Source organism: Sporosarcina sp. Y1011, from assembly GCF_057669885.1.
The window spans coordinates 26,224-49,100 of record NZ_JBYHFP010000004.1; the positions used below are offsets into that span (position 1 = coordinate 26,224).

The window sequence follows — 22,877 nt, forward strand, 5'->3', positions numbered from 1 at the left end:
TAGTATGGTGAAAATGAATCGATTCATACAATTCAATGATGAAACTGTTGATGCAAAAACTCTTTTATTATATGAACGGTTAGGGCGTGCATTGGCGGATGCACCCTTTCTTGAGTTAACCGAGCGAAAGTTGCTTGAATTTCGACCTAAAGAGGCAATTATTTCAATGAGCGTATTTTGGCGTCATCGAACAGAAGAAATAATTCATGCTGGAAGACTCTCTGATATATATTTACTGACATTGGGTTATTGGAAGCATTTCAGCGTTAATGCGTGGATTAATTTCAACATAAAAAACACCTCACAACCACTGCGAAATTTCGCCTCAGAACTAGTAATGATGTTGGAAGAGTTTCGATTAAGCGATTTAATTATTAAAGAAAGAGTAGGGACTACAAGCGTTTTTGATGTGAGAAGGGAAGCGTATGTACATTACCATCGTGGTGTTTTGTTATCAAATATACATAAAAACCACTATGCAGATGCTTTGATGAACCAGCTATTTATATGCCTTCATGAAGGCATATTTACGGAGATGACGATTGACTGGAATGAGGAAATATTACCACACAGTGTCGATTTCATAACGATTCAAACTATTTTACAACAAGCATACGATTCAAGAAGTACCGAAGACAATATTATAATTGTAGAAAGAATTTTACAGATTGTTGTGATGTCTTTTAGCAAAGACTTGATGCATCAGTACTATTCAGCTGGAGACTCCATTACTCTGGATAATACGGTATTCCACTATCATAAAGGGATGGCTGACGCCGAACAGGGGGAGGAGGCTCCAAAAGAAACAATTGAAGAAGTATTCCGTTCTTGGCATCGTGAGAGCGAAAGTGAATCAGGTATTCATCTGGAATTTGAACTAGAACATGGACGCTCCGGGAAAAGTGATGCCAACGATGCTGCAAGTGGAGATGAAAGGGCTGCAATTGAAGAAACTGGATCTGGAAATTCAGAAGGTAATGATGATAACCAATGGACAGATGATACGAGTGATAAAACTGAAAAAAAGGATCACAGAATTAAAGCAGGAAAGATGTTCGGTAAAGAGCATATGAACGTGGTATACGAAGCGAAACGGATAGAAGTAGTGGATGAGGTTGACAATCGTCAAAAGTTGTCCATTTGGCGTGAAAATCAAAGGCCATATGTCCGATCTTTTGTAGTAGAAATAAAAAAACGTATCGATTTGAAAGAAGATTCGAGACGAGAGAGACTTATGAAAGGCCGGCTTTCAACAAAGTTAACGACATTAGTCGTCGATGAAAGACCCAAACCCTTTTACAGGAAAAATGCACCTTCTGTCAATTTGGATGCCGTGTTTGGTCTGCTCGTTGATGGGTCAGCATCCATGCTTGATAAATTGGACGAAACAAAGGGAGCTGTACTATTGTTTCATGACGTACTCCGTCATCTTGGGATAAAACATTTAATTTCATCTTATTATGAGGATGCATACCATGCGACGAAGGAGGTACAGCCAAATGTTTTTGGCCTAATGCACACATTTAATGATAGTTATAATGATAACGGACTTTCCATTTTGTCGTTCGATGCGAATGAAGACAATCGCGATGGATTTGCGATTAGATGGATTGCAAATCAGCTGGCAGGAAGACAAGAAAAGCATAAATTTCTGCTTGTTTTCTCGGATGGAGAACCTTCTGCATTTGGCTATGATCGTAATGGAATACTTGATACAGCAGAAGCAGTGATGGAAACTGAAAAAAAAGGTATTTCCGTCATCCATTTATTTCTCTCGACTGAAGAACCCACAGATGATGAAAAGGCTATCTTTTCAATGATGTTTGGTAATAAATCCGCATCTTCCAACTCCGTAGATAGTTTTACTGATCAGACATTACGGATATTGCGAAAACTTCTCTCGATTGTGATTAGAAATACGTAAGTTTTATAGTCAAAGCCCAGGAAGACTGTTTAGCTAGTTTATTTAATGTAAGTCTGAAATTGGTGAAATTTCAAGATAGAAGGGATACACTGTGTGGAAATATAATTTTCCGAGAAAAAAACCGCCTTCAAACTGGGCGGTTTTGTGTTTTGTCATGGACAGCAAGAAGTCGCTGTTTTAGTTCTTCTTCCATACGACCGATTTCTACTTCGGCGGCTTTTCGTTTTGCACGACCATCTGCTTGGATAACAAGCGTCTCTTCAATCGTTTGAATTAAGTTTTCTTGTGTCTTTTTCAATGTATCGATTTCAATAATACCACGTTCGTTTTCTTTTGCAGTTTCAATAGAATTGATTTTCAGCATTTCTGAGTTTTTCAGTAACAAATCGTTTGTTGTTTTGGTAACTAGTTTCTGGGACTCGACTGCTTTCATTTGTCGGTTCAATGTCAATGCAATAGCGATTTGGTTTTTCCACAAGGGAATGGATGTCATAATGGATGATTGGATTTTTTCTGCAAGTGTTTGATTTGTCTGTTGAATCATTCGAATTTGTGGTGCGCTCTGAATCGTTATTTGTCGTGATAATTGCAAATCGTACAATCGTTTTTCCAACCTGTCTAGAAATTGAGCCATGTCATTCACTTCTTGAAATGCCATTTGGTCATTGGATAATTCGGCTTCTTTACGCATTTTCGGAATAATGTCATTAGCAATTTCTTCCTGTTTTAATTCAGCCGCAGCTATAAAAATATTCAATGCTTGAAAATATGTTTTATTTTGATCATATAAATTATCAAGCATCTGAACATCGTCTAATAGGCCGCGTTTTGAATGTTCAAGTTGGATACCAATCCGGTCAATTTGTGTACTTAGTTTCTGATACTTCGTCATCATTTCTTGTACAGATCGTGTAGCCTTATTAAATAACCTGCTTAAACCGGACTTTTTCTTGTCGGACAAATCGTCTGGATCTATTTCCGAAAGTTTGTTCATCAAGTCTTTTAAAACATCACCGACAGGACCGATATCTTTACTTTGAACATGATCAAGCATCTGCGATGAGAACTTTGAGAGTTCGCCTTGTGCACTTGCTCCATACGTAATTATTGCCTCGTAATTGCCAACTGGAATTTGTTCAGCAAGCAATTTTGCTTTATCCCTTTCCTCACTTGATAAACGATCAATCAGTTTAAGACTTTTATCAGGCTCTTTATTGTTAGTTTGCATTTCTTGGGGGAGGAGTGGCTCTTTAACATCAAAAGGACTATTTAGTAAATCATCAATGGTTTTTGAAGTGTTATTTTCTGTCATTGTTTGTATCTCCTTTCAGTTCAAGCGGTGTTTTACTATTTTTCATCGAGATATCGACAAAGTCAATCTCCATTTGGAGCTGTTCAATATCAGATGATAATGCGTTCTTCAAGTCTTGCTCTAGTTGTTTGTTAACGTCGCCAAGCGTTTCGCGCGTATTTTGAAGAGCAATGCGAAGATCTTTATCTTTTAGTGGCTGATTGACCAATAAAGCATATTTTGAAGTCAGTTCAACTGCTGAATCAAGATGGGCATAAAAAAACTTTTCTACATAATAGAACTTTCTTGGGTTGGTACGGACAATACCAAGAATCCTTCGGGACAGATTATTCATTTCATGCAGTTGCTTAAATGCTTGGACTGAGCGTACTTGTCCGTATAGACTGTTTAGTTTTCTGACTTTAATTTTAGCACCTGTAATTTGGTCTTTTATATGACTGTATTCAGAACGGGACATCCCGAGTTTTTTTAAATTGGATGAATGTTGAATTTGCTTCAAAGCGAAGTTTCCGCCAAGATAAATTGCTACGAGAAGGCCAGTGGCCACAACAATATGCAAACCTAATCCCAGAACGAAAAATAGCCAGGATCCAAAGCTGATCGGTGCAGTGATAAAGTGTCTGGTTAAAAATTGTTGGATTTCTTTCATAATATGTTCAAACCTCCTTTGACCTTATACTTTATACGTTTGAAAACGAATAAAGTTTCATGTCAGTACTTCAATTATACCCGATAAATGCACTGTGTACCTACCATTTGAATTTGCATGTAAAAGCAATTTATTGGACATTAGGTAGGAGTTTGTTAAAATGAAGGACATTCACCTACGAGTTACATAGGGAGGTTTCGAAAAATGTTTGAAGTTATATATATGAAAGCTGATTATGAGCCTTGGTGGATGTTTGATGAATGGGAGGAAACAATCCGTTCACGCCATTCATTCGACGATATTGTTTTAGCCGAGGCTCATTTTAAAAAACTGACTAGCGAATTAAGAACAAAACACAAGAGGGAAGCTATGAAAGAAAATTGCTTTTATGCTTTTTGGTCTGAGGATGAAATAAATTTCTGCGATGGCTGTGATGAAGATCTACAATTATATCACGGAGTTATCTTGATGAAAGACGGGAAGCCCGATGCTTTCTGTTGAGATAAATAGAATTTATAGTACTTGGACTTAAGAAACGTACTTTGATTTAAAGAGGCGTCCTGAGAAGGGACGCCTCTTTTTCAAGCCTATTCTTCGATTGTTGACAAAGTTGAAGTAACAACGACTTCACCATCATCCATATGCATTATAGATTCCCGTTTAACTTCACCATAACCTTCAACAATATATTTTCGGTTGGTATAATCCTCAGTCTGTTCCTCAATAACTATCGCATGATCGAACTTCTTATACGGTGTATCTATCGTTGTTTCGGTATCAATAATTGTCCATGTTCCAAAAGTAGTTCCTGCTTCAAGAGGCTTTTGTAGATAAACACCAATCGGCTCTAACTTATCCAATTCTTCTTGAGAAGGGAAATCTTTTTGCAATTCCACAGTCATTTCTTCTAAGATGCTTATTTTGTCAGATTCAATTTTATAAATATGTCTAACAAGTGAACCTCCGTTGTTTTCATGGATGACAATATAATTTTCGAATGGACGTGTCACCTGGATATCAAGTTCTGCAAATTCATTTCCTTCTCCTAGATAATGCGCTTTTGAGCCATCCGGCATAAATAGGTCTGACAGGGGAATTTCACCGTCATTTTCATTTTCACTTTCGTTAACGACATTATCTCCAACTGTACCATGAGTTGATCCTGAATTATCAAGGGTAGTTGGCTCTTTTTTCGAACAACCTGAAAAGACTAAGATCATCACTAACAAAAAGATGGGAAACTTTATTCTCCTCATGAAAAACACTCCTTTCTATATGGTTATACCCATTTATACGGTTATCATACAGAATTTTTTATATTCCAATTAGACAGCAAACACCATTTAGTAGAAAAAATTGCCGTTTCCAGTAAAGAGGAAACGGCAATTGCTTATTTCTTTTTATTTTGTTTTTCTTGTAGGTCTTTCCATTCAAGGTACTCTTCGTAGTTCATTAGTTTATCAAAAATCGAACCGTCTTCACGTATTTCAATGATTCGGTTTGCGACAGTTTGAATGAACTTTTGGTCATGTGATGTGAATATCATTGCGCCTTTGAATGCAATCAGGCCGTTGTTAAGCGCTTGAATTGACTCTAGGTCCAAGTGGTTCATAGGTTCATCCAGAAGGAGTACATTTGAACTTGTTAGCATCATTTTTGATAACATACAACGAACTTTTTCTCCACCTGATAAAACGGATGGTTCCTTGTTCACTTCTTCACCGGAAAACAGCATACGTCCAAGGAAACCACGTAGGAATGTTTCGGTTTGGTCATCAGGTGAATATTGTCGTAACCATTCAACAAGTGATTTTTCCGAGCCTCTAAAGTATTCGCTGTTGTCGATGGGAAGGTATGCATGAGTTGTCGTAACGCCCCATTTAACTACACCAGAATCCGGATCAGATTCACCAGCAAGCAGTTGAAGAAGTGCTGTCTTAGCAAGTGGATCTCCAAGAAGAATAACTTTGTCTTCTTTAGAAATAGTAAATGAAGCATCTTTCAGCAACACATTTCCATCTTGAGTTTTACTAACATCCTGAATGCTTAGTACGTCATTCCCAATCTCACGACCTATTTGGAAGTTGATAAACGGATAACGTCTAGATGATGGTTTAATATCATCCAACTCTATTTTTTCTAAAGTTTTCTTACGAGAAGTAGCTTGTTTGGATTTCGAAGCATTGGCACTAAAGCGGGCAACAAATGCTTGGAGTTCTTTGATTTTCTCTTCTTTTTTCTTGTTTTGGTCTTGTGACATTCTCAGTGCAAGTTGACTTGACTCGTACCAGAAATCATAGTTACCCGGATAAACCTGGATTTTCGAAAAGTCGACGTCTGCAATTTGCGTACAAACTTTGTTTAAGAAATGACGGTCATGGGATACGACAATAAGCGTGTTCTCAAAATTCATTAGAAACTCTTCAAGCCATTGAATTGCTTTTAAATCCAGTGAGTTTGTAGGCTCATCTAGCAGAAGTACATCAGGTTTACCGAACAATGCCTGTGCAAGTAGAACTTTCACTTTATCGGAACCGTTTAGTTCAGCCATTTTCAATTGATGGAATTCATCAGCGACGCCTAGACCTTGTAATAGAATAGCGGCTTCGGATTCTGCTTCCCAACCGTTTAGGTCGCCAAATTCACCTTCAAGTTCAGCTGCACGCATGCCGTCCTCATCTGAAAAATCTTCTTTTGCATAGATAGCATTTTTCTCCATCATAATGTCATATAAACGTTTGTGACCCATAATAACTGTATCAAGAACGACACTTTCTTCGTATTCGAAGTGATTCTGTTTCAAGAATGCAAGTCGTGCTTCCTTGTCCATAATGACATTTCCTGACTGAGGTTCTAGTTCACCTGACAAAATTTTAAGAAATGTAGATTTTCCCGCACCATTTGCACCAATTAGACCGTAACAATGTCCAGGATTAAACTGTATATTCACATCTTCAAAAAGCTTGCGATCGCCGAATTGAAGACTTACATTACTGACTGCTATCATTCAAAATCCTCCTAAATTCACAATGCTCCTATTATAGCACGAAAGAAAACGCATGCGCAACAATGCTAATTCTATATGGTTTCTATAATCGATATATCTGAAATACCTTATATGATATCAACAACTCGGAGACGCTGATTAATCGTATCAGTTCTAATTACCACATAATTTAGAAGTTTAAATCTCTTAGGAATGCCACCATATTACAAACAATCATGTTGCTGACTTGAGAAATACTGACTTTGTAGGAGCACGCAAAGATTGTGTGGGATCAAGGTATATTGTAGCAATACATGCTTTCTAGATGGTAAGCTAAGGAGTATTCCACAATTGTTTTTTACTGCACATACTATTACATCATTTACACTTTCATACGAAATTATGTATTTTGGTTCAAACGGGTACAAGTCTGTAAATCTGAATTTTGAAGGAGAAATAGAAATGCCGAAACAACTGATAGATAGAAAAAATATTTATATCATTATCGCTATATTTGTTCTATCCGTTAATATGAGACCAGCAATTACCTCGATTGGTCCCATGCTGGAAACAATTCGTGAGCAATTGACGTTATCGAACGCACAGGTAAGTCTTTTGACGGCAGTTCCAGTCATTTGTATGGGGTTATTTGCCTCATTGGCCCCTATTATGAACCGTAAGTTCGGTTTAAAACGTACAATTTACTTAATGATAATTATTATTGGGATAATGACTGGATTGCGTGGTTTCGTTTCCGGTTTCCCAGTGCTTATCGTAACAGCGTTTTTTATCGGGATTGCCATCGCTATTATTGGACCACTTCTTTCTGCGATGATAAAACAGTATTTCCCCGAGCGTACTGCATCAGTTATTGGAATCTATTCGTTCGGAATGGGAGTAGGTTCTGCGGCTAGTGCAGGTTTGACTGCAGTATTTTTTGAATCAACTGGGTCTTATCCATTTTCACTAAGTATCTGGTCTATACTTGCTATTGTTGGTATAGCTGTTTGGTACCAGGCAACGAAAACAAGCATGAGCGTTATTCCGTCTAATCCCCAAATTGCCCAGCTGAATTTAAAAACGCTGAAATCTCCGTGGAAAATACGTAAAGCCTGGTTATTTTTACTGTTTTTTGGTTTACAATCATCTGCTTTTTTCTCTATCATTACATGGCTCGCTCCACTCGGTATTTCTAGCGGAATGACATTGTTACAAGCTGGACTGTTACTCTCTATAATGACAACAGTACAACTTTTTTTAAATATCATTATTCCTTTATTAATGCAAAAGTTTCCAGCCCGTAAGTTTTGGCTCTTTCTTATGCTTACTGCAGGTATGATAGCTTTAGGTCTATTATGGACCGGCATACATCCACTGATGTACGCAGGTGCGTTTATAATGGGGATACCACTTGGAGGATTGTTTCCAGTAGCACTTCTTTTACCGCTTGATGAGACAGACACAGTGGAAGAAACAAACTCGTGGACCGCTATGATGCAAACAGGTGGTTTCATCATGGGTGGATTATTACCACTTTTGATAGCCATTGTTTACGATGGTACTGCAAACCATAATTATACACTTGTCATCATTTTATCATTGTATGTGTCGATGTTCATCCTAGCATTCAAGATTGGCGATAAAAAAGTATCAAACAAATAGTAAATAAAACTTATAAAAGTGGACGATGAGCCAGATACTATATCTGATTCATCGTCCACTTTACCTATGTACATATTTGAATAGTGACATAGTTAGATTTGGTGGAAATAGCTGACGGCATTAAATTTGATACTAATGTGAAAAGAGCGCAAGTTAAGCGCTCTTATAGCAGAGAGGTTCCAATGGGTAATTCTGATTGAAATAGCTTTATTCTATTAATAGATGTAGCTGGCGCCAATAATTATCAACAGAATGAAAAGCACAACAATCAGAGCGAAAGAATTACTTTCGCCTCCTCGGTATTCACGTCCCATATCATACACCGCCTTCCTATACGAACATCTATGTAACATATGCATGAGTGCGTAAGAGGGAGTGGGGGAATTATCATTAATCTTCCTGAATAAGTGAATTTCAGGTCAATTTACCTAAATAAACGAATGTTTATTGCTAATCAAACAATAACCGTTAACACCATAGGGCTTCATGGTATAATTGAGATAGATTACTGCAACCAAGTGACCTCCTGTTCGTCCTAACTTAGATATCATTTTTTGGAGGAATTTACTTATGGAAGATAATTATGAAGGACCTATTCCTAAAAGAAGAAGAAAGAAGAAGCTTCGTATCGGCAGGGTCATTTTTTTAATAGTTACGCTCTGTTTTATAGGAATCGGGCTATATTCGTATATTGAATACAATGCAGGAAAATCGTTGGCTGGAAGCAACGGGATTGACCCAGGTCCTTTCAAGGGCGATGCGGTGGATCCAAAGTATACATCAATTGAAAACTACTTGTTACTTGGTGTAGACGATGATGGAAGTGGTAGATCCCGGACTGACACAATGATGGTCTTGTCATGGGACAAGAGTGAAGGGAAAATGCGTGTCATTTCCTTCATGCGTGATATATATGCGGAAATCCCGGGCTTTAAATCATATAAGCTAAATACCGCTTATTATCTTGGTAAATTACAGACGACAAAAGATACCATTACAGGCATGTTTGGTATACCTATTCACCATTATGCAATTGTCGATTTTGCTAATTTCGAATCAATTGTTGATATCGCATTCCCTCAAGGTGTGGAAATCGATGTCAAAAAAGAAATGTCTGAGAAAATCGGCGTTACACTATTGCCTGGCAAGAAGAATTTAAACGGTCAGGAATTGCTTGGTTATGCTCGTTTTCGCGCAGATGAAGAAGGTGATTTTGGAAGAGTTGCACGTCAACAGGAAGTGATTTCTGCGATGAAAGATGAATTAGTCAGTCCAGGAATGTTAGCCAATGTCCCAAAACTTTCTGGTGCGTTGTCAGGATTTATTAATACCGATTTATCATCAAAAGACGAAATTTCAAGAGCAATTTCACTTTTGATGAAGAAGGGTGCGAAAGTCGAAACAATGACTGTGCCTGTGAAAGGCTCGTATTCCTATAATACCTATTCACATGCAGGGTCCGTCATCGAGGTGGATATCGCTAAAAATAAAGAGGCAATCTCAAAATTCCTCTCAATGCAACTGAATTAGTAGAACAATGTTAACCAGAAAAGGGGATGTTTATGGAGTTGAATGAAGAGAAGTTGTCGACTACAGCCCTAGAAATGAAAAAGAACGATGGAATGACTTCAAAAGTAATTCGTTTTTTCGGAGGACGAAGTACATTATTCGTCCTCGTTTCAATTTTGTTAATTGGTTTAATCATTTTTATCTTCAATCGAATATCGTTCATCTTTTATCCGATAACAGTTTTCTTCTCCACTGTTGTGTTGCCTGTCATTCTTGCTGCAATTGCTTACTATTTATTGAGACCGATTCTGCGTCTGTTAGAAAAAGTGAAAATACCCCGAATTTGGGGAATACTAATCATTTTCATTGGAGTGATTGGTCTTATAACGTTGCTGGTCTTTCTGGTTTTGCCTTTTCTGAAAATACAGTTTCATAATCTTATTGAAGAATTCCCTACATATTTTGGTCAATTATTAGTCAATACGGATGCTTTTTTACGTTCATCTATCTTTGCATCTTATTATGAAGGTTTGGATATTAACGTTAATACACTCTTAGATTCCGTGCAAGGTAATATAGGCAAGTTCTTCACTGATACAGTTGGCGGAATTGCGAGTGGTGTAACATCATTCATCTCAGCGCTTACGGGTTTCATCCTTGCTATTGTGACGGTTCCTTTCATCTTATTTTATTTGTTGAAAGATGGAGAAAAGTTACCACAGCTCATCATTAAGATGTTGCCGCCTCGTATGCGTAAAGATGCTAAAGTCATTTTCCATGATGCAGATCACCAAATCAGTTCCTATATTCAAGGACAAATTTTGGTTGCGATTTGTATTGGGGTTATGGTTTCTATAGGCTTTTTAATAATTGGAATGGAATATGCATTATTGCTAGGGGTTCTAGCGATGTTTACGAGTGTAGTTCCATATCTCGGACCTCTTATCGCGATTATACCTGCCGCCATTATTGCGATTGTCACATCACCATTAATGCTTTTCAAATTAGCTGCTGTATGGACAATTGTTCAACTGATTGACGGGAAGTTTATATCACCTCAAATTATGGGTAAATCATTACGTATCCACCCTATAACGATTATTTTCGTGCTATTGACGGCAGGCTCATTGTTTGGGGTTGCGGGTGTCGTCCTAGGGATTCCGGGTTATGCATTATTAAAAGTCCTTGTAAATCATTTATTTAAATTGTTGAAATTACGGTATAATAAGTATGAAGATAATGAGAATCTGCATTATAATGATATTGTTAATCAAGAATCGGGGGAATAGACTATGGTGAGGCAATTTACGTCAACAATCGAATACGGCGAAATGACTGTTAATACAAATGTTGATGGACCAAATATTGCTTTTGGAGAAACACTATCAGGAACTGTTTATATTGAAGGTGACAACAGTGATGAACTTGTCGATTTTATCGTTATTGAATTGTTAAAGAAAACAGAAACTGAGGAAGTTATCATTGCAAAACAATCGATAGAAATGATGAGTGATATCAAATCAAAAGAAACATGGATGATTTCTTTTGAGATGGTACCTGATGAGCGTTGGGAGACAGAAGCTGAAGCCCAGCCGCTCATATTAAAAACAATCGTACATCTTAAAAATGGGATTGATATTCAAGACGAAGACGAAATTATATATGCATGACGGTGAACGCACCCTATTAAACTAGGGTGCGTTTTCTTTTTCATTTGGGCAGGTAACTTTTCTTCCTGTATAATTGCGAAAAGGGTTCATAGGGGGAGATTCATAATGGATAAGATCATTCCTGTTTTCCACTCGCTATCAAAAAGCATGCGTAACATTCATAAAACGAGTTGCTCTGCGATTTCTGTTGTTCAAAGTTCAATCCTATATGAGATATCAATACTGAAAAAGCCATCCATGCAGACAGTTGCTGATGCTGTAAGTATGGATATCACAACATTTTCCAGACAAATTGGTACGCTTGAAAAGAAAGAGATGCTCGTTAGAACACCATATACAGGAGACAGAAGAATATATCTACTTTCTTTAACAAGTAAAGGGTGGGGTATGGTTGAAACTATCAATGGTGAAATTTTAAATAAAATGGAAAATGCTCTCGCCTCTATGAACGACTTTGAGCGCGAGACAGTACTTCGTTCTATGCATGTATTGGAAGTTAAACTGCGGGATTCCTAAACCATTTCACTAATAGAGGCTCCGTTGGCAAAATGGGGATTTCCAACACTAAGCCTACTATCGTATGAATTTGGAATGGCTTTGTCGATTCGAAAAAAATACAAAAAATTCATTTGAAGTTTTACTAACATGGCAATACTAATTTTACAGAACGGAGAGGATATCACTGTGAAGATAAATCAATTAATTGCGAACAATATTAACAAATTAGATGCAGCACTACCAGTAGATAAATCGTTAGGAATTGCTGGTTTATCAGGTTCTGGTAAAACAACTTTTTGCCAAACAATTGGTGAGGAATCTAAGAAGCGTCTCGTTTCCTTATTGCCAAAGGCTGAATATCAGTATTTATTCCCCGATATTATGCAAACAAATTTCAGTGCCATCAAGATGGGAGAAATGCCTCTAGTCCTTTTTCTAGGAAAATCGTCCATATCGTCCAATCCACGTTCAACAATTGGCACACATACTGGCGTGTTTAAAGAGATTCGTGATACGCTTGCTGAAAATTTTAATCTTTCTCCAGAAGTTTTTTCCTTTAATAATGAGCTAGGCTGGTGTCCAGGTTGTAAAGGACGCGGTACTACTAAAAATGTAGAATGTAAAAAGTGTGAGGGTAAACGCTATAATCCAGACGTTTTACAGAAAAGAATAGAATTATTGGGTCAACCATATAGTGTTTCTGACATCAACAATTTAAGCATTGAATCGATTCTTTCCCTTGGAGAGGAATTACATATTGGTGAAGCGAAACAGCATATTCTTAGAAATATTATCAATATGAATATAGGTTACTTAACATTAAACCGCATTATGGGAACATTGTCAGGCGGAGAATTAACACGTCTTTACTTGGCTGAATTCATGGCAACAAGTGAAAACACCGTTATTATTATTGATGAAATCTCCGTGGGTCTTGATCACCAAACCCTATTGAAAATTTTAGAACAGATTAAACAATTAGGGTATAAGAATCAAATATGGCTCATTGATCATTCTGATACGGTACTGGACACAACGGATGAACAATTATATTTTGGACCTGGTAGTGGTAAATACGGAGGGGAAATTGTTGAAGAATCTCCACGTCCAAAACCAATCTCTTCGGAACGAAATCAGGAAATGCCAACAGAATACTATCAGTTTCAGGATTTATACTGTCGTAATATTCAAATGGCTGAAATTCAAATTCCGAGAAATAGACTTGTAACCTTTACGGGTGAGTCGGGATGTGGTAAATCTACTCTTGTCAATGAATGTATGGCCAAAGACTTTCTGAAGCGATATTCAAAAGATAAGCTGGTAATGGTAGGGCAAAATCGAAACCAATCGATTACTAGTCGGTCAACAGTTGCAACTTTTCTTGATATTAAAAGAAAACTCGCAAAGTATAGTGAAGATATTGATGATATTTTTCAACGCTCGATTGAAGATATTATTGACGAATTGCCATATGAAGATATCGCTCATAAACGCTTGAGTTTATTGGTGAAACTTGGACTCGGTTATTTGACGTTAGAAAGAAAAACACAGTCATTATCGAATGGTGAATTTCAATGTGTCCATTTAGTTTCTGAGCTATTTGCTAACTCAAGGAACCCACATACATTATTTATTTTTGACGAACCTTCAAAAGGGTTATCGCAAAATATATTAAATCAATTCATTGATAGTGTCAGGCTTATTTTGCAGGATGAATCTGTCTCGATAATTATGATTGAACATAATGCTTATATGATGGAAAACTCTGATTTCATCGTTGATTTTGGTGAAAGACAGCTTGCGCCTGTAGAGCACCTTGACGTTGTCAGTCATGATGAATATTATCGTCAACCAAACAGCGCGGATAGAGTTGCACCGGTGCAAATTTCTTCAACCATCAATCAACAACATGGAATTAACCGCTTGAATGAAAATCAAATTGCCTATTTTAAAAATGCAGAAAACGTCTATAAGGGCGGAATCTTAAAAAGTTTATCCTCAATGGCTCGTTTGATATACGGGGAGTACGAATCTGAAACAATTGCACCTGTCATTGCCATTGATCTGGAACGTCATTTGTATAGTCAATATAGTTTTCTCTATGAAATTGGCGGCTTGATCAACCATATTGTGGCGTCGCATTCTACCAATAAAGATACGCGAAGCTTCGATTTCTATTATCAAGACAATCATTGTCCAAGCTGTTCGGGCCGTGGGGTGATAGAAGAATTTGATATAGATGTTGTTATTCAGGACAAAACCGTGCCATTCTGGGAGGGGCAATTGCACCCAGACGTGATGGAGGTATTAAAATATTATCAATATCCAAGACTTGAATTCATTTTTAATGAAATTAAGAATGAGCTTGGTCACGATATGAGTAAAAGCTATAATGAAATGACAGCAGAAGAAAAGCATACTTTTTTATATGGGTATTGGGAAAAGTCATTTTATGATAAAGCAGCTAAGGCACAGAGAACATGGCAAGGATTTAATAATGTAATTGGGATGTATATGTTCATTTCGAAATCCATTATTAAAGAGCATATGAAAGCATCTAAAGAGATGATTTCATGTCCGATTTGCAAAGGTTCCGTGTTAAATCATCACAAACAGCTCAAATTTGGCGACACGGATATTCGTGAAATAATAAAGCAGCCACTTGATCAAGTTTTGAAAACAGTAGGGGAGTTACCGGAACTGGTAAAATTGAAAGCTATTGTAGGCGGTGATATGACTTTGACAGAAGATGTTTCACTGTTAAGTAGGGAAACGCAAGTCGCTTTGAAAATGCTTGAATTAGAACTAGCAAGTTTTGCTGGGTATGAAATGGTACTGCAAAATGTATTGCCATTCTGGGACAGTATTAAAGGAAATATCGAATCCATCAGCAACAATAATCAAGTAACTATCTGTGATTTTGACAATATCAATGAGACGAGAGAAAACATCATTGATAAGTATTTCACTAATAAAAAATACAAAAAACTAACATATGTTTATGAAGCGTTTGGTTACAAAAAACTTATTACCCAAATTAATAAGATAAAGAAAAGTCAGCCTTGCCCATTCTGCAAAGGGAAGAAAGTCATTACTGAAGATAATCTACATGAGGGTGTAAATAAATTAACGATACCTTGTGTGAGCTGTAATGCAAGTGGTATCAATGATGAGGGACTTCAGGAAGTTGTCGAAGGCATAACAGTAGAAACATGGCTAAATGGAAATGTAAATCATATAGTTGATGAAAGCTTATATATTGAGACTGTTGCCGATATTCCAATCTTCAATCGTATTCGTGAGTTAAATAAACAAGATTTGATGGCGGTTTATCAATGCCTTGACCACAATAATTAAAGTAGAATTATTGTGGCCGAATTTTATTGCGGGTCTAGACTCGAATTAATAGAAGAAAATCCGAAATATATAAGTATTATTCAACAATGGTTGCTTTAATAAAGTAACGGAAAAGCCCATTTTCTCTGTTTTCATTTGCAGAGAAGTTGGGCTTTTTAATTTGGAATTTACTGACGGTACCCTAAAAGAAGCTTCATATGTTAATTAATTGCACTTTACAAGTTATTGTAAGAGCTTGTAATTGCAAAATACAAGTATTGTTTTTAGAATGTTTGCATAATGCAAGTAAGAGGTGATACTAGCCTCCTAATTAAGGGTAAAACGTTTGATACTTGCATGATGCAACTAACTGTTCGTAGAAAAAGCAATAATAAATTTCCCGAACTTCAAGCTGATGTTTCAAGTCGAGAATCTAAATGCTATTGCGAAAGTTATATTGAAAGTGCATACTATTTGAGTAGCTAATTTCATTCTTATAGGGGTTAATAAACAAATGATAAATGATTTAGCATTTCAAAAGAAGATGTCACCTACATATGATCTATGGGAAGCTTATGCAATATGCGTGTGAACATTGTGCGGTAGGTTATGTATGGAGGTGTAAAGACCTAGAGTAGTTTAGGGTATAATTGCTTATGTCCAGGCTATAGGAGATCCCTCATTTGTGGTCCATAAGTATCACAGGCGACGATCCGATGTTCTCTAGAAAATCGGTAGATCGTTACGTTTTACCATTATTGACGTACACGCATGAACGTGGAGTGCGTACACAGATGAATTCGAACTTAACAATGCCGTTGGATCGCTATATGGTGATTGAGTAGGTGCTGAGGCATCTACTATTTTTTTATTGTGTATATCTTTCTCTAAGAAAGAACCTGACTGTCTGAATTGTGTAATCTACCTATCAAGTACAGATGCGGTTAATTCATATTCTTTGACAATATCTTGTCGGCTTTTTCCATTTTCATATAGGGCTACCACTTGTTTTTTGAAATCTGTAGAAAACGTTCTTCTTTTTACGGAAAAAGGAGATCTCCTCACTTCTTGTGTATTATTCTATTTTCCCTTAATTTAATTGTCCAACTATGTGGAACCTATCCAAAGGTTGAGGAGATTACTCTATGGGGTGGTGCTATTATGGTGGAGATAGGTACTCTTAATGTAGATAAGCTAATAAGGAAAGCATTGAGCCTCTAAGGTTTGGTGCTTTTTTGTTTGCTGTAAAGCGACAGATGATGCATAATGGCATCTCACATTGACATAAATTATACCCCCACTCATAATAAAGAGGTATTAATTAGATAGGAGTAGTTCATATGAATATTCAAGTTATCTCTAAATCCAAAATGTCTCCACAAAATGATCCATGGGAGGCTTATAAAGATATAGAGCAGTATGGTAGATTAACTCTTTCTAGTATAGAATTTACTACCACTTATCTCTGTAATATGAGGTGTAGACATTGTGCAGTAGGACATACTCTAAGCCACAAAGACCCTAAAGCTCTACCTATAGAGTTATTACTGCAAAGATTAGATGAGATTCCTACACTTAGAACACTGAGCCTTACAGGTGGAGAGCCTATGATGTCCTTAAAGTCAGTAGAAAATTATGTACTGCCTCTATTGAAATATGCTCACGAGAGAGGGATATACACTCAAATAAACTCTAATCTGACATTAGAATTAGACAGATATAAGCTCATAGCACCTTACTTAGATGTATTACATATCTCTCATAACTGGACTACAGAGGATGAGTTTATAGATACTGGTTTTGCTATGATGGAAAGAAAGCCTACTAGAGAACAGAGAAAGACATTACTTGACAGGATGATTACTAACTCTAAGGCTTTATCTGAAATGGGAGTATTTGTATCTGCTGAGACAATGCTCAATGGTAGGACAGTACCTCATTTAGAAAAGATACATAAGCAAGTCATAGAAGAAATGGGATGCAAAAGGCATGAGATACATCCTATGTATGAGCCAGGATACGATAGAGGGACTGCCACTAATGAGTGGCAAGATTCTCTACAAGGGATGTACCCAAGTGATTTTGCTTCACAATTAGAAGTGCTCTCTTTGGAGGAAACTAGAAATGCAATTCATGGCCTCTTGGATCACCGTAATGAAGACGTCTGGATGTTGTTTGGCACACTACCCTTTTATCCATGTAGTAATAACAAAGAAGATTTGACGCTGTTAAACAGGATTTACAACAGTAAGAATGTGTCCGTTCGTAATGACCCGGATGGCAGATCCCGTTTGAACGTAAATATCTTCACTGGTGAAGTGATTGTAACTGACTTCGGAGACACTCCACCAATGGGCAATATTCAAACCGAAGCACTTCCAATAATGTTAGACCGTTGGCTTGATCGGCCACTTGCAAAGACAATCAGTTGTCATTGTCCTGCTGTGAAATGCTTAGGACCAAATCTTTTGGTAAAAGACGCCTATTACCCTGAGATGGATTTCACGAGAACGGAAACAAATATCTAACTAAGAATACAAATTGTTAGCCTCCTACCTATAATTCCTAGGGTAGGAGGCTTTCTTAAGTTGTCGGAATTACTTCAATGGAATGGTCATATGTTATACTTAATGCCAATGCCGTGCTATTACTCCGAAAAACCTACAATTTAAAAAGGCAAGTTCATTTGTCTATGAGAGAAAGGATTAACAATGCTCAAACTTCCCTCTATTGGAGATTGAACGACAAAATAATACCCTAAGATGTATTAGAAAAGAACGAGGACACTACTAACAATCTATCGCAAGTAAGACAGCCCACAGACATTAAGTTTATGGGTGAAGAAGGGACTAATTATTATAAATAATACATATGATATCCAAAATAAATTACCATCCTTACCCATTCCGCAATTGAATGACACGAAAGATAAGCTTCTCGAATGGATTGAGCCCCTAGTAAGCGAAGAGCAATTTCATGAAACGACGAAAGTAATCACTCGATTTTTTGAAGGTAATGGAGAAGCTGAAAAACTGCAAGGAAAGTTATATGAATGGAATAAGAGCATAGAAGGAAGTTGGCTTAAACCATTTTGGAATGCATCCTATTTAAAATATAGAGGTTCTTTGTCAACTGGTATGAACTTTAATGTTTTATTAGATAATAAAAAGTATAGAGAAGACTACACAACGGCGGATTTGATTGGGAAAATTGGTTATTTGATTACTGAGCTCTACCATAGAATTATTGATGGAGAAGTAGGGCCAGTATCGATTAATGAAATCCCCCTAGATATGAGTCAATATAAGAAGTTCTTCCGATCTGTCCGTATTCCTAGGTTAAAAATAGACGAATACAAAGTTGCTGAATTTGATAAAAAAAATAATCATGTCGTTATTTTATACAAGAAAAATTTTTATAAAGTAAATGTATCGAATAACGAAGGGGTTATTTATCAAAGTAATGAAATCACAAAGGCAATCGAAAGGGCATTTTCGAATGAGAACGGCGATGGTAAAAATATTGGTATATTTACGACTGCTGAGAGGGACCAGGCTGCAAAGGCATACGAACAACTCATTGTGTCAAATGTAAATGCTGATAACCTTCAGACCATTGCAGATTCGCTTATAGTCATCTCAGTTGATGAAGAAAGTGATGATTCCAAAGAAGCAATCGAAAATATGATGTTAGATGGTACTAACAAATATTTTGATAAGACAATTCAAATTATCATTACTAAAAATGGAGAGTTAGGATACAGTATTGAACATTCTGCTGTAGACGGGACTACGATATTTGCGGTTATTAGCCATGTAAATGCCGGGCTCTGCAAAGTGGACACCGAAGTTATTTACACCAAAGAGAAGACCGAAGTAGAAAAAATGGAGTGGGAAATTTCAGAGGAACTTCAAGGAACCTTAACGAAGTTTCAAAATAATAACATTCGAACCAAGAAAGAGTTTCATGTAAGTTCGGAAACCTTTGAAAAATTTGGTTCAGATGAAATAAAGAAATTGAATATAAGTCCGGATGCCTTTTTCCATATGGCGTTGCAAATTGCGCAGTATAGAACCTTCGGTATACTGAGGAGCGTTTATGAACCGGTTGCAGTACGTGTCTTTCATGAGGGAAGGACAGAATGCGCAAGAGCTACAAGTATGGAAAAACTGAAATTGGTGACTGCGCTTGAAGCGGGTGAAAAAAGTAATGAAATCCTATATTCTTTAATGAAAAAAGCAGGTGCAGCCCATTCAAACCGAATCATAGAATGTCGAAAAGGATTAGGTGTTGAAAGGCATATGTTTGGCCTTGAACAAATGTATTATTTAAATGGAGCAAACCTAGGATTAACAGAACTACCGGAAGTTTTTAACGACATAGGTTATTTGACGATGAGGCATGATTTCATTTCAACAAGTGGCATGGCATACGACAATGTTAAATATCGGATTTTTGGACCAGTCGTTGAGGGAGGATATGGATTAGCCTATATTTTATTAGCCAAAACCATTTCCATCAACATCTCATGTAATTCTTCGGAAAAAGAAAGTGCAAAGATGCTAACCGATAATTTAGTGGTAGCATTAAATGAATTAAGACATATTGCGCAAAATGGTGTGGATCATGAAGAAACAAATGCAGATTAATTAACCTTTCAAACCAGAATAACGCCAATCCAGATGTCCGGATTGGCGTTATTTTTATTCCGTTAATCTTCCTACTTAAAGGTATTACATTTATCATTTTGTGGCTGTTGATTAGGAAAGCTCAGCTACTTCCGAAGACTTAGACAGGTTTACGTCAAAAGTCTATTCAATAAACTTTTCCTTCGACTATACTTGATAACATGAGTTGAATAATTGAAAAATACAGAAGGAGGGGAAAAATGGTTGATTATACGATGGAGGTTCAAGAGGAAATTGATTTTTGGAAGCAAAAAATGACTCGAAGGTCAGGTTTTATTAGTCGTACATCCAAGACCGCACAGAACAAGATAAATGGTTTGATTCCGGAGAAGTTTCATACAGTAATGACAGAGAGTATTAAAAACATGGTAAAAGCAACGCTCTTCGGTTCAAATATGACGACAAAAAAACCACAAACAACCGTATTAAGTTTATTTGAACGCGATGAGTTATTTAAGGAAAAACTCTCGATTTTTAGAAAAACGGCTGTTATTGAAGGAGCTGGAACAGGGGCGGGCGGCATTATGCTTGGACTTGTTGACTTTCCACTTCTATTATCGATTAAAATGAAGTTTTTGTTTGAAGCTGCTAGCGTTTACGGTTTTGACACGGATAATTACGAAGAGCGTTTGTTTCTCTTGCATGTCTTCCAACTCGCTTTTTCAAGTGAAGAAAAACGGAGAGAAACCTTGATTATTATTGAAAATTGGGAGGTTGAGAAACACCTAATTGCGGACATGGACTGGAAGGACTTTCAACAAGAGTATCGGGATCACATCGATTTAGTGAAGATGTTTCAATTAATCCCTGGCTTCGGGGCAATCGTCGGTGCGTTTGCTAACTATAATCTACTTGACCAACTTGGGGAAACGGCAATGAATTCATATCGGATACGCTTATTATAATCCTTTTGAAAGGTGGGGTAATAGTAGATGTTTTTCAAAAATAAATTGTTCATCGTTTTAGTGCTCGTGTTACTTATTATAGGTGGGATATCGTTGGTGATTACATTAGGAGATTCAACAGGAAATAATGCCCGAAAAATAGTAGTGGATGATTCCTCGTTCACGAATATTGAAATTACGGCCGGCAACGCAGCGGTGGAAATCGTACCGACCAATGATTCAGCAACAACAGTAAAATATATAGGGGAAACAAAGAAGAAATCGAAATATGTATTCAAGGCGGATATAAACGGAGACACACTGTCTATTCAATTCAAAGAAAAGCGACGAAGTTTCTTTAGCTTCGGATTTTTTAACAACGACTTAAAGTTGTTAGTAGAAGTACCGCAAAAACAATATAACAAAATCCAAGCGGAAAGCGATAACGGACGAATCAATGTGGAAAATATCCAAGCGGAAGAAATAGTGTTGGAAACAGATAACGGCACGATAGAACTGATAAACGTAGAGACTTCTACAACCGTTGTTGAAACGGATAACGGTAAAATTCTCCTTGAATCGGTCGAGGGCAAGATTCAAGGGCAAACAGACAATGGAAGAATTACACTTGTCACTGACAATTTGGATCGTTCGATTGAGTTGACGACAGATAACGGTAGAATCGAAATTCAATCCGAGAAAGAACCGACGAATGCTACGATTGATGTGAAAACGGATAACGGAAGAATCGATGTTTTTGGATATGATAACAAGCATACTAAGTTTGGTAAGGGTGAAAATTTGATTATATTAAGAACGGATAATGGGGGAGTAACTGTTACGAAATGATAGGAGACATTCTATCATTTCGTTTTTTCTATTATTTGGAGTTTTTGATAATCATCTTGTGTATCAACATCGAATACAAGCCTCTTATCAATGCAGGGCAATAGTTTTCCTTTTCGAAGAAAATCCCCATGTAATATCGCTTTCGCTTCTTTGTCCCCACGTTGTGTTAAAAGGTCATTGTAAATAACTGACGAGAAAAGAACAGGCGGCGTTATTGATTGTTCAAATGTGGTGGCGACGAACCTGCATGTCGGGTTGTTCTTCATACACGTAATCATTTCTTTAATCATTTGGACGGTAATGAAGGGTTGGTCCGCCAGCATGATGAGGGCGGCATCCGCGTGATTAGCTTGGGCCTGTTGAATCCCACATCTCAATGATTCAGACTGGCCTTCATGAGCCGTGGAACATTGTATAATTGTACATCTTGGATCCGACTTCATTTCTGCGGGCAGCCAATTTGCATCATCCGTGTCTTTTGTAATGACATAGATTTCATCGAGCGACGACTTCAAAGCTGATTCAAGCCCCAAGCTACCTACTGTCATTGTCCCGACAGGCAGAGCCAATTTATCGCTTCCCATACGGCTGCTGCTTCCGGCTGCAAGGTAAATGCCTACAATCTTCATATCTTTTTCCTCCATCTCACTGCGATCATTTCCACTACCAAGTAAGTGTAAATCCAGTTTCAATCATTTGTTTGATTAGCCACATACTCTATCTTAATTTCCTTCTATCAACTATCGCCATCCAGTCAACCTTCTATTCGTTAGTGACATTCCCGCAAAAACAGTTGTTCAACGATTGAATGAGATGAAGAGGTTGCGTCAACACAGCTCCTTACACCTGATTCGACATCTGTGACGCTGCTGCTGCCTTAGTGTAAGGTTTGCAGGCGCCAACTAGAAGT

At 37.2% G+C, this 22,877-nt stretch carries 18 protein-coding genes and 1 pseudogene; 13 read left to right on the top strand and 6 right to left on the bottom strand.

Annotated features, from left to right (window positions below; all coding sequences use genetic code 11):
- The first annotated feature begins 4 nt into the window (after positions 1–4).
- Positions 5–1,924 (top strand): vWA domain-containing protein, encoded by a 1,920-nt coding sequence (locus tag AC25Y5_RS06295; protein ID WP_488139588.1) that lies wholly within the window; start codon positions 5–7, stop codon positions 1,922–1,924.
- A 127-nt stretch (positions 1,925–2,051) separates the two neighbouring features.
- On the opposite strand, the gene AC25Y5_RS06300 is transcribed toward AC25Y5_RS06295, so the two are convergent.
- A complete protein-coding gene (locus AC25Y5_RS06300) occupies positions 2,052–3,236 on the bottom strand; it encodes a toxic anion resistance protein (RefSeq protein ID WP_488139589.1) in 1,185 nt (394 codons plus the stop codon).
- Positions 3,223–3,885: a 5-bromo-4-chloroindolyl phosphate hydrolysis family protein gene (locus tag AC25Y5_RS06305; protein ID WP_488139590.1), complete on the bottom strand. Its 663-nt coding sequence runs from the start codon at positions 3,883–3,885 to the stop codon at positions 3,223–3,225. Before AC25Y5_RS06305 ends, AC25Y5_RS06300 begins: the two co-directional genes overlap by 14 nt.
- A gap of 204 nt (positions 3,886–4,089) precedes the next feature.
- Here AC25Y5_RS06305 and AC25Y5_RS06310 point away from each other — a divergent pair, with 204 nt between their 5' ends.
- Positions 4,090–4,386 carry a DUF1033 family protein gene (locus AC25Y5_RS06310; RefSeq protein WP_482102587.1) on the top strand — a complete coding sequence of 99 codons (297 nt, stop codon included), beginning with the start codon at positions 4,090–4,092 and terminating at the stop codon, positions 4,384–4,386.
- Between the two features lie 86 nt (positions 4,387–4,472).
- Here the strand turns inward: AC25Y5_RS06310 and AC25Y5_RS06315 are convergent, their stop codons facing one another.
- Both AC25Y5_RS06315 and AC25Y5_RS06320 read right to left on the bottom strand, forming a co-directional pair.
- Positions 4,473–5,141, bottom strand: a complete 669-nt coding sequence (locus AC25Y5_RS06315; RefSeq protein ID WP_488139591.1) for a hypothetical protein — start codon at positions 5,139–5,141, stop codon at positions 4,473–4,475.
- Between the two features lie 134 nt (positions 5,142–5,275).
- Positions 5,276–6,892: an ABC-F family ATP-binding cassette domain-containing protein gene (locus tag AC25Y5_RS06320; RefSeq protein WP_482102585.1), complete on the bottom strand. Its 1,617-nt coding sequence runs from the start codon at positions 6,890–6,892 to the stop codon at positions 5,276–5,278.
- A gap of 330 nt (positions 6,893–7,222) precedes the next feature.
- Between AC25Y5_RS06320 and AC25Y5_RS06325 the strand changes: the two genes are divergently transcribed.
- Positions 7,223–8,533, top strand: a complete 1,311-nt coding sequence (locus AC25Y5_RS06325) for an MFS transporter (RefSeq protein WP_488139592.1) — start codon at positions 7,223–7,225, stop codon at positions 8,531–8,533.
- Between the two features lie 215 nt (positions 8,534–8,748).
- On the opposite strand, the gene AC25Y5_RS06330 is transcribed toward AC25Y5_RS06325, so the two are convergent.
- Positions 8,749–8,847: a YjcZ family sporulation protein gene (locus AC25Y5_RS06330; RefSeq protein ID WP_488139593.1), complete on the bottom strand. Its 99-nt coding sequence runs from the start codon at positions 8,845–8,847 to the stop codon at positions 8,749–8,751.
- Positions 8,848–9,103: 256 nt separating this feature from the next.
- On the opposite strand from AC25Y5_RS06330, the gene AC25Y5_RS06335 reads away from it, so the two are divergent.
- The 10 genes and pseudogenes from AC25Y5_RS06335 (at position 9,104) to AC25Y5_RS06380 (ending at position 21,967) form a co-directional block, all read left to right on the top strand.
- Positions 9,104–10,063 carry an LCP family protein gene (locus tag AC25Y5_RS06335; RefSeq protein WP_488139594.1) on the top strand — a complete coding sequence of 320 codons (960 nt, stop codon included), beginning with the start codon at positions 9,104–9,106 and terminating at the stop codon, positions 10,061–10,063.
- Between the two features lie 74 nt (positions 10,064–10,137).
- On the top strand, positions 10,138–11,331 hold the full coding sequence (locus AC25Y5_RS06340; RefSeq protein WP_488139822.1) for an AI-2E family transporter: 1,194 nt from the start codon (positions 10,138–10,140) through the stop codon (positions 11,329–11,331).
- 3 nt (positions 11,332–11,334) lie between these two features.
- Positions 11,335–11,712 carry a sporulation protein gene (locus tag AC25Y5_RS06345; protein WP_482105990.1) on the top strand — a complete coding sequence of 126 codons (378 nt, stop codon included), beginning with the start codon at positions 11,335–11,337 and terminating at the stop codon, positions 11,710–11,712.
- A gap of 105 nt (positions 11,713–11,817) precedes the next feature.
- A complete protein-coding gene (locus tag AC25Y5_RS06350) occupies positions 11,818–12,228 on the top strand; it encodes a MarR family winged helix-turn-helix transcriptional regulator (protein WP_488139595.1) in 411 nt (136 codons plus the stop codon).
- Between the two features lie 168 nt (positions 12,229–12,396).
- Positions 12,397–15,567: an ATP-binding cassette domain-containing protein gene (locus tag AC25Y5_RS06355; RefSeq protein WP_488139596.1), complete on the top strand. Its 3,171-nt coding sequence runs from the start codon at positions 12,397–12,399 to the stop codon at positions 15,565–15,567.
- A 549-nt stretch (positions 15,568–16,116) separates the two neighbouring features.
- Positions 16,117–16,376, top strand: a pseudogene (locus AC25Y5_RS06360) (radical SAM/CxCxxxxC motif protein YfkAB); the annotation flags it as partial.
- Positions 16,377–16,886: 510 nt separating this feature from the next.
- Positions 16,887–18,074 carry a radical SAM/CxCxxxxC motif protein YfkAB gene (gene yfkAB, locus AC25Y5_RS06365; protein ID WP_488139597.1) on the top strand — a complete coding sequence of 396 codons (1,188 nt, stop codon included), beginning with the start codon at positions 16,887–16,889 and terminating at the stop codon, positions 18,072–18,074.
- A gap of 309 nt (positions 18,075–18,383) precedes the next feature.
- Positions 18,384–20,195: a choline/carnitine O-acyltransferase gene (locus AC25Y5_RS06370; protein WP_488139598.1), complete on the top strand. Its 1,812-nt coding sequence runs from the start codon at positions 18,384–18,386 to the stop codon at positions 20,193–20,195.
- A 239-nt stretch (positions 20,196–20,434) separates the two neighbouring features.
- Positions 20,435–21,139, top strand: a complete 705-nt coding sequence (locus AC25Y5_RS06375) for an EcsC family protein (protein ID WP_488139599.1) — start codon at positions 20,435–20,437, stop codon at positions 21,137–21,139.
- 27 nt (positions 21,140–21,166) lie between these two features.
- The gene (locus AC25Y5_RS06380; RefSeq protein ID WP_488139600.1) at positions 21,167–21,967 is read left to right on the top strand and encodes a DUF4097 family beta strand repeat-containing protein; all 801 of its coding nucleotides are present in this window, start codon (positions 21,167–21,169) and stop codon (positions 21,965–21,967) included.
- A 14-nt stretch (positions 21,968–21,981) separates the two neighbouring features.
- Here the strand turns inward: AC25Y5_RS06380 and AC25Y5_RS06385 are convergent, their stop codons facing one another.
- Positions 21,982–22,596, bottom strand: coding sequence for a nucleotidyltransferase family protein (locus tag AC25Y5_RS06385; RefSeq protein ID WP_488139601.1), 615 nt, complete (start codon positions 22,594–22,596; stop codon positions 21,982–21,984).
- Between the last annotated feature and the right edge of the window lie 281 nt (positions 22,597–22,877).

Excerpts from the sequence above, each read along its gene's own strand:
- AC25Y5_RS06300 (WP_488139589.1), bottom strand. The coding sequence starts at position 3,236 with ATGACAGAAAATAACACTTCAAAAACCATTGATGATTTACTAAATAGT.
- AC25Y5_RS06335 (WP_488139594.1), top strand. The coding sequence starts at position 9,104 with ATGGAAGATAATTATGAAGGACCTATTCCTAAAAGAAGAAGAAAGAAG.
- AC25Y5_RS06345 (WP_482105990.1), top strand. The coding sequence starts at position 11,335 with ATGGTGAGGCAATTTACGTCAACAATCGAATACGGCGAAATGACTGTT.
- AC25Y5_RS06320 (WP_482102585.1), bottom strand. The coding sequence starts at position 6,892 with ATGATAGCAGTCAGTAATGTAAGTCTTCAATTCGGCGATCGCAAGCTT.
- AC25Y5_RS06340 (WP_488139822.1), top strand. The coding sequence starts at position 10,138 with ATGAAAAAGAACGATGGAATGACTTCAAAAGTAATTCGTTTTTTCGGA.
- AC25Y5_RS06380 (WP_488139600.1), top strand. The coding sequence starts at position 21,167 with ATGTTTTTCAAAAATAAATTGTTCATCGTTTTAGTGCTCGTGTTACTT.
- AC25Y5_RS06295 (WP_488139588.1), top strand. The coding sequence starts at position 5 with ATGGTGAAAATGAATCGATTCATACAATTCAATGATGAAACTGTTGAT.
- AC25Y5_RS06315 (WP_488139591.1), bottom strand. The coding sequence starts at position 5,141 with ATGAGGAGAATAAAGTTTCCCATCTTTTTGTTAGTGATGATCTTAGTC.
- AC25Y5_RS06385 (WP_488139601.1), bottom strand. The coding sequence starts at position 22,596 with ATGAAGATTGTAGGCATTTACCTTGCAGCCGGAAGCAGCAGCCGTATG.
- AC25Y5_RS06330 (WP_488139593.1), bottom strand. The coding sequence starts at position 8,847 with ATGGGACGTGAATACCGAGGAGGCGAAAGTAATTCTTTCGCTCTGATT.
- AC25Y5_RS06310 (WP_482102587.1), top strand. The coding sequence starts at position 4,090 with ATGTTTGAAGTTATATATATGAAAGCTGATTATGAGCCTTGGTGGATG.
- AC25Y5_RS06375 (WP_488139599.1), top strand. The coding sequence starts at position 20,435 with ATGGTTGATTATACGATGGAGGTTCAAGAGGAAATTGATTTTTGGAAG.
- AC25Y5_RS06350 (WP_488139595.1), top strand. The coding sequence starts at position 11,818 with ATGGATAAGATCATTCCTGTTTTCCACTCGCTATCAAAAAGCATGCGT.
- AC25Y5_RS06305 (WP_488139590.1), bottom strand. The coding sequence starts at position 3,885 with ATGAAAGAAATCCAACAATTTTTAACCAGACACTTTATCACTGCACCG.
- yfkAB (WP_488139597.1), top strand. The coding sequence starts at position 16,887 with ATGAATATTCAAGTTATCTCTAAATCCAAAATGTCTCCACAAAATGAT.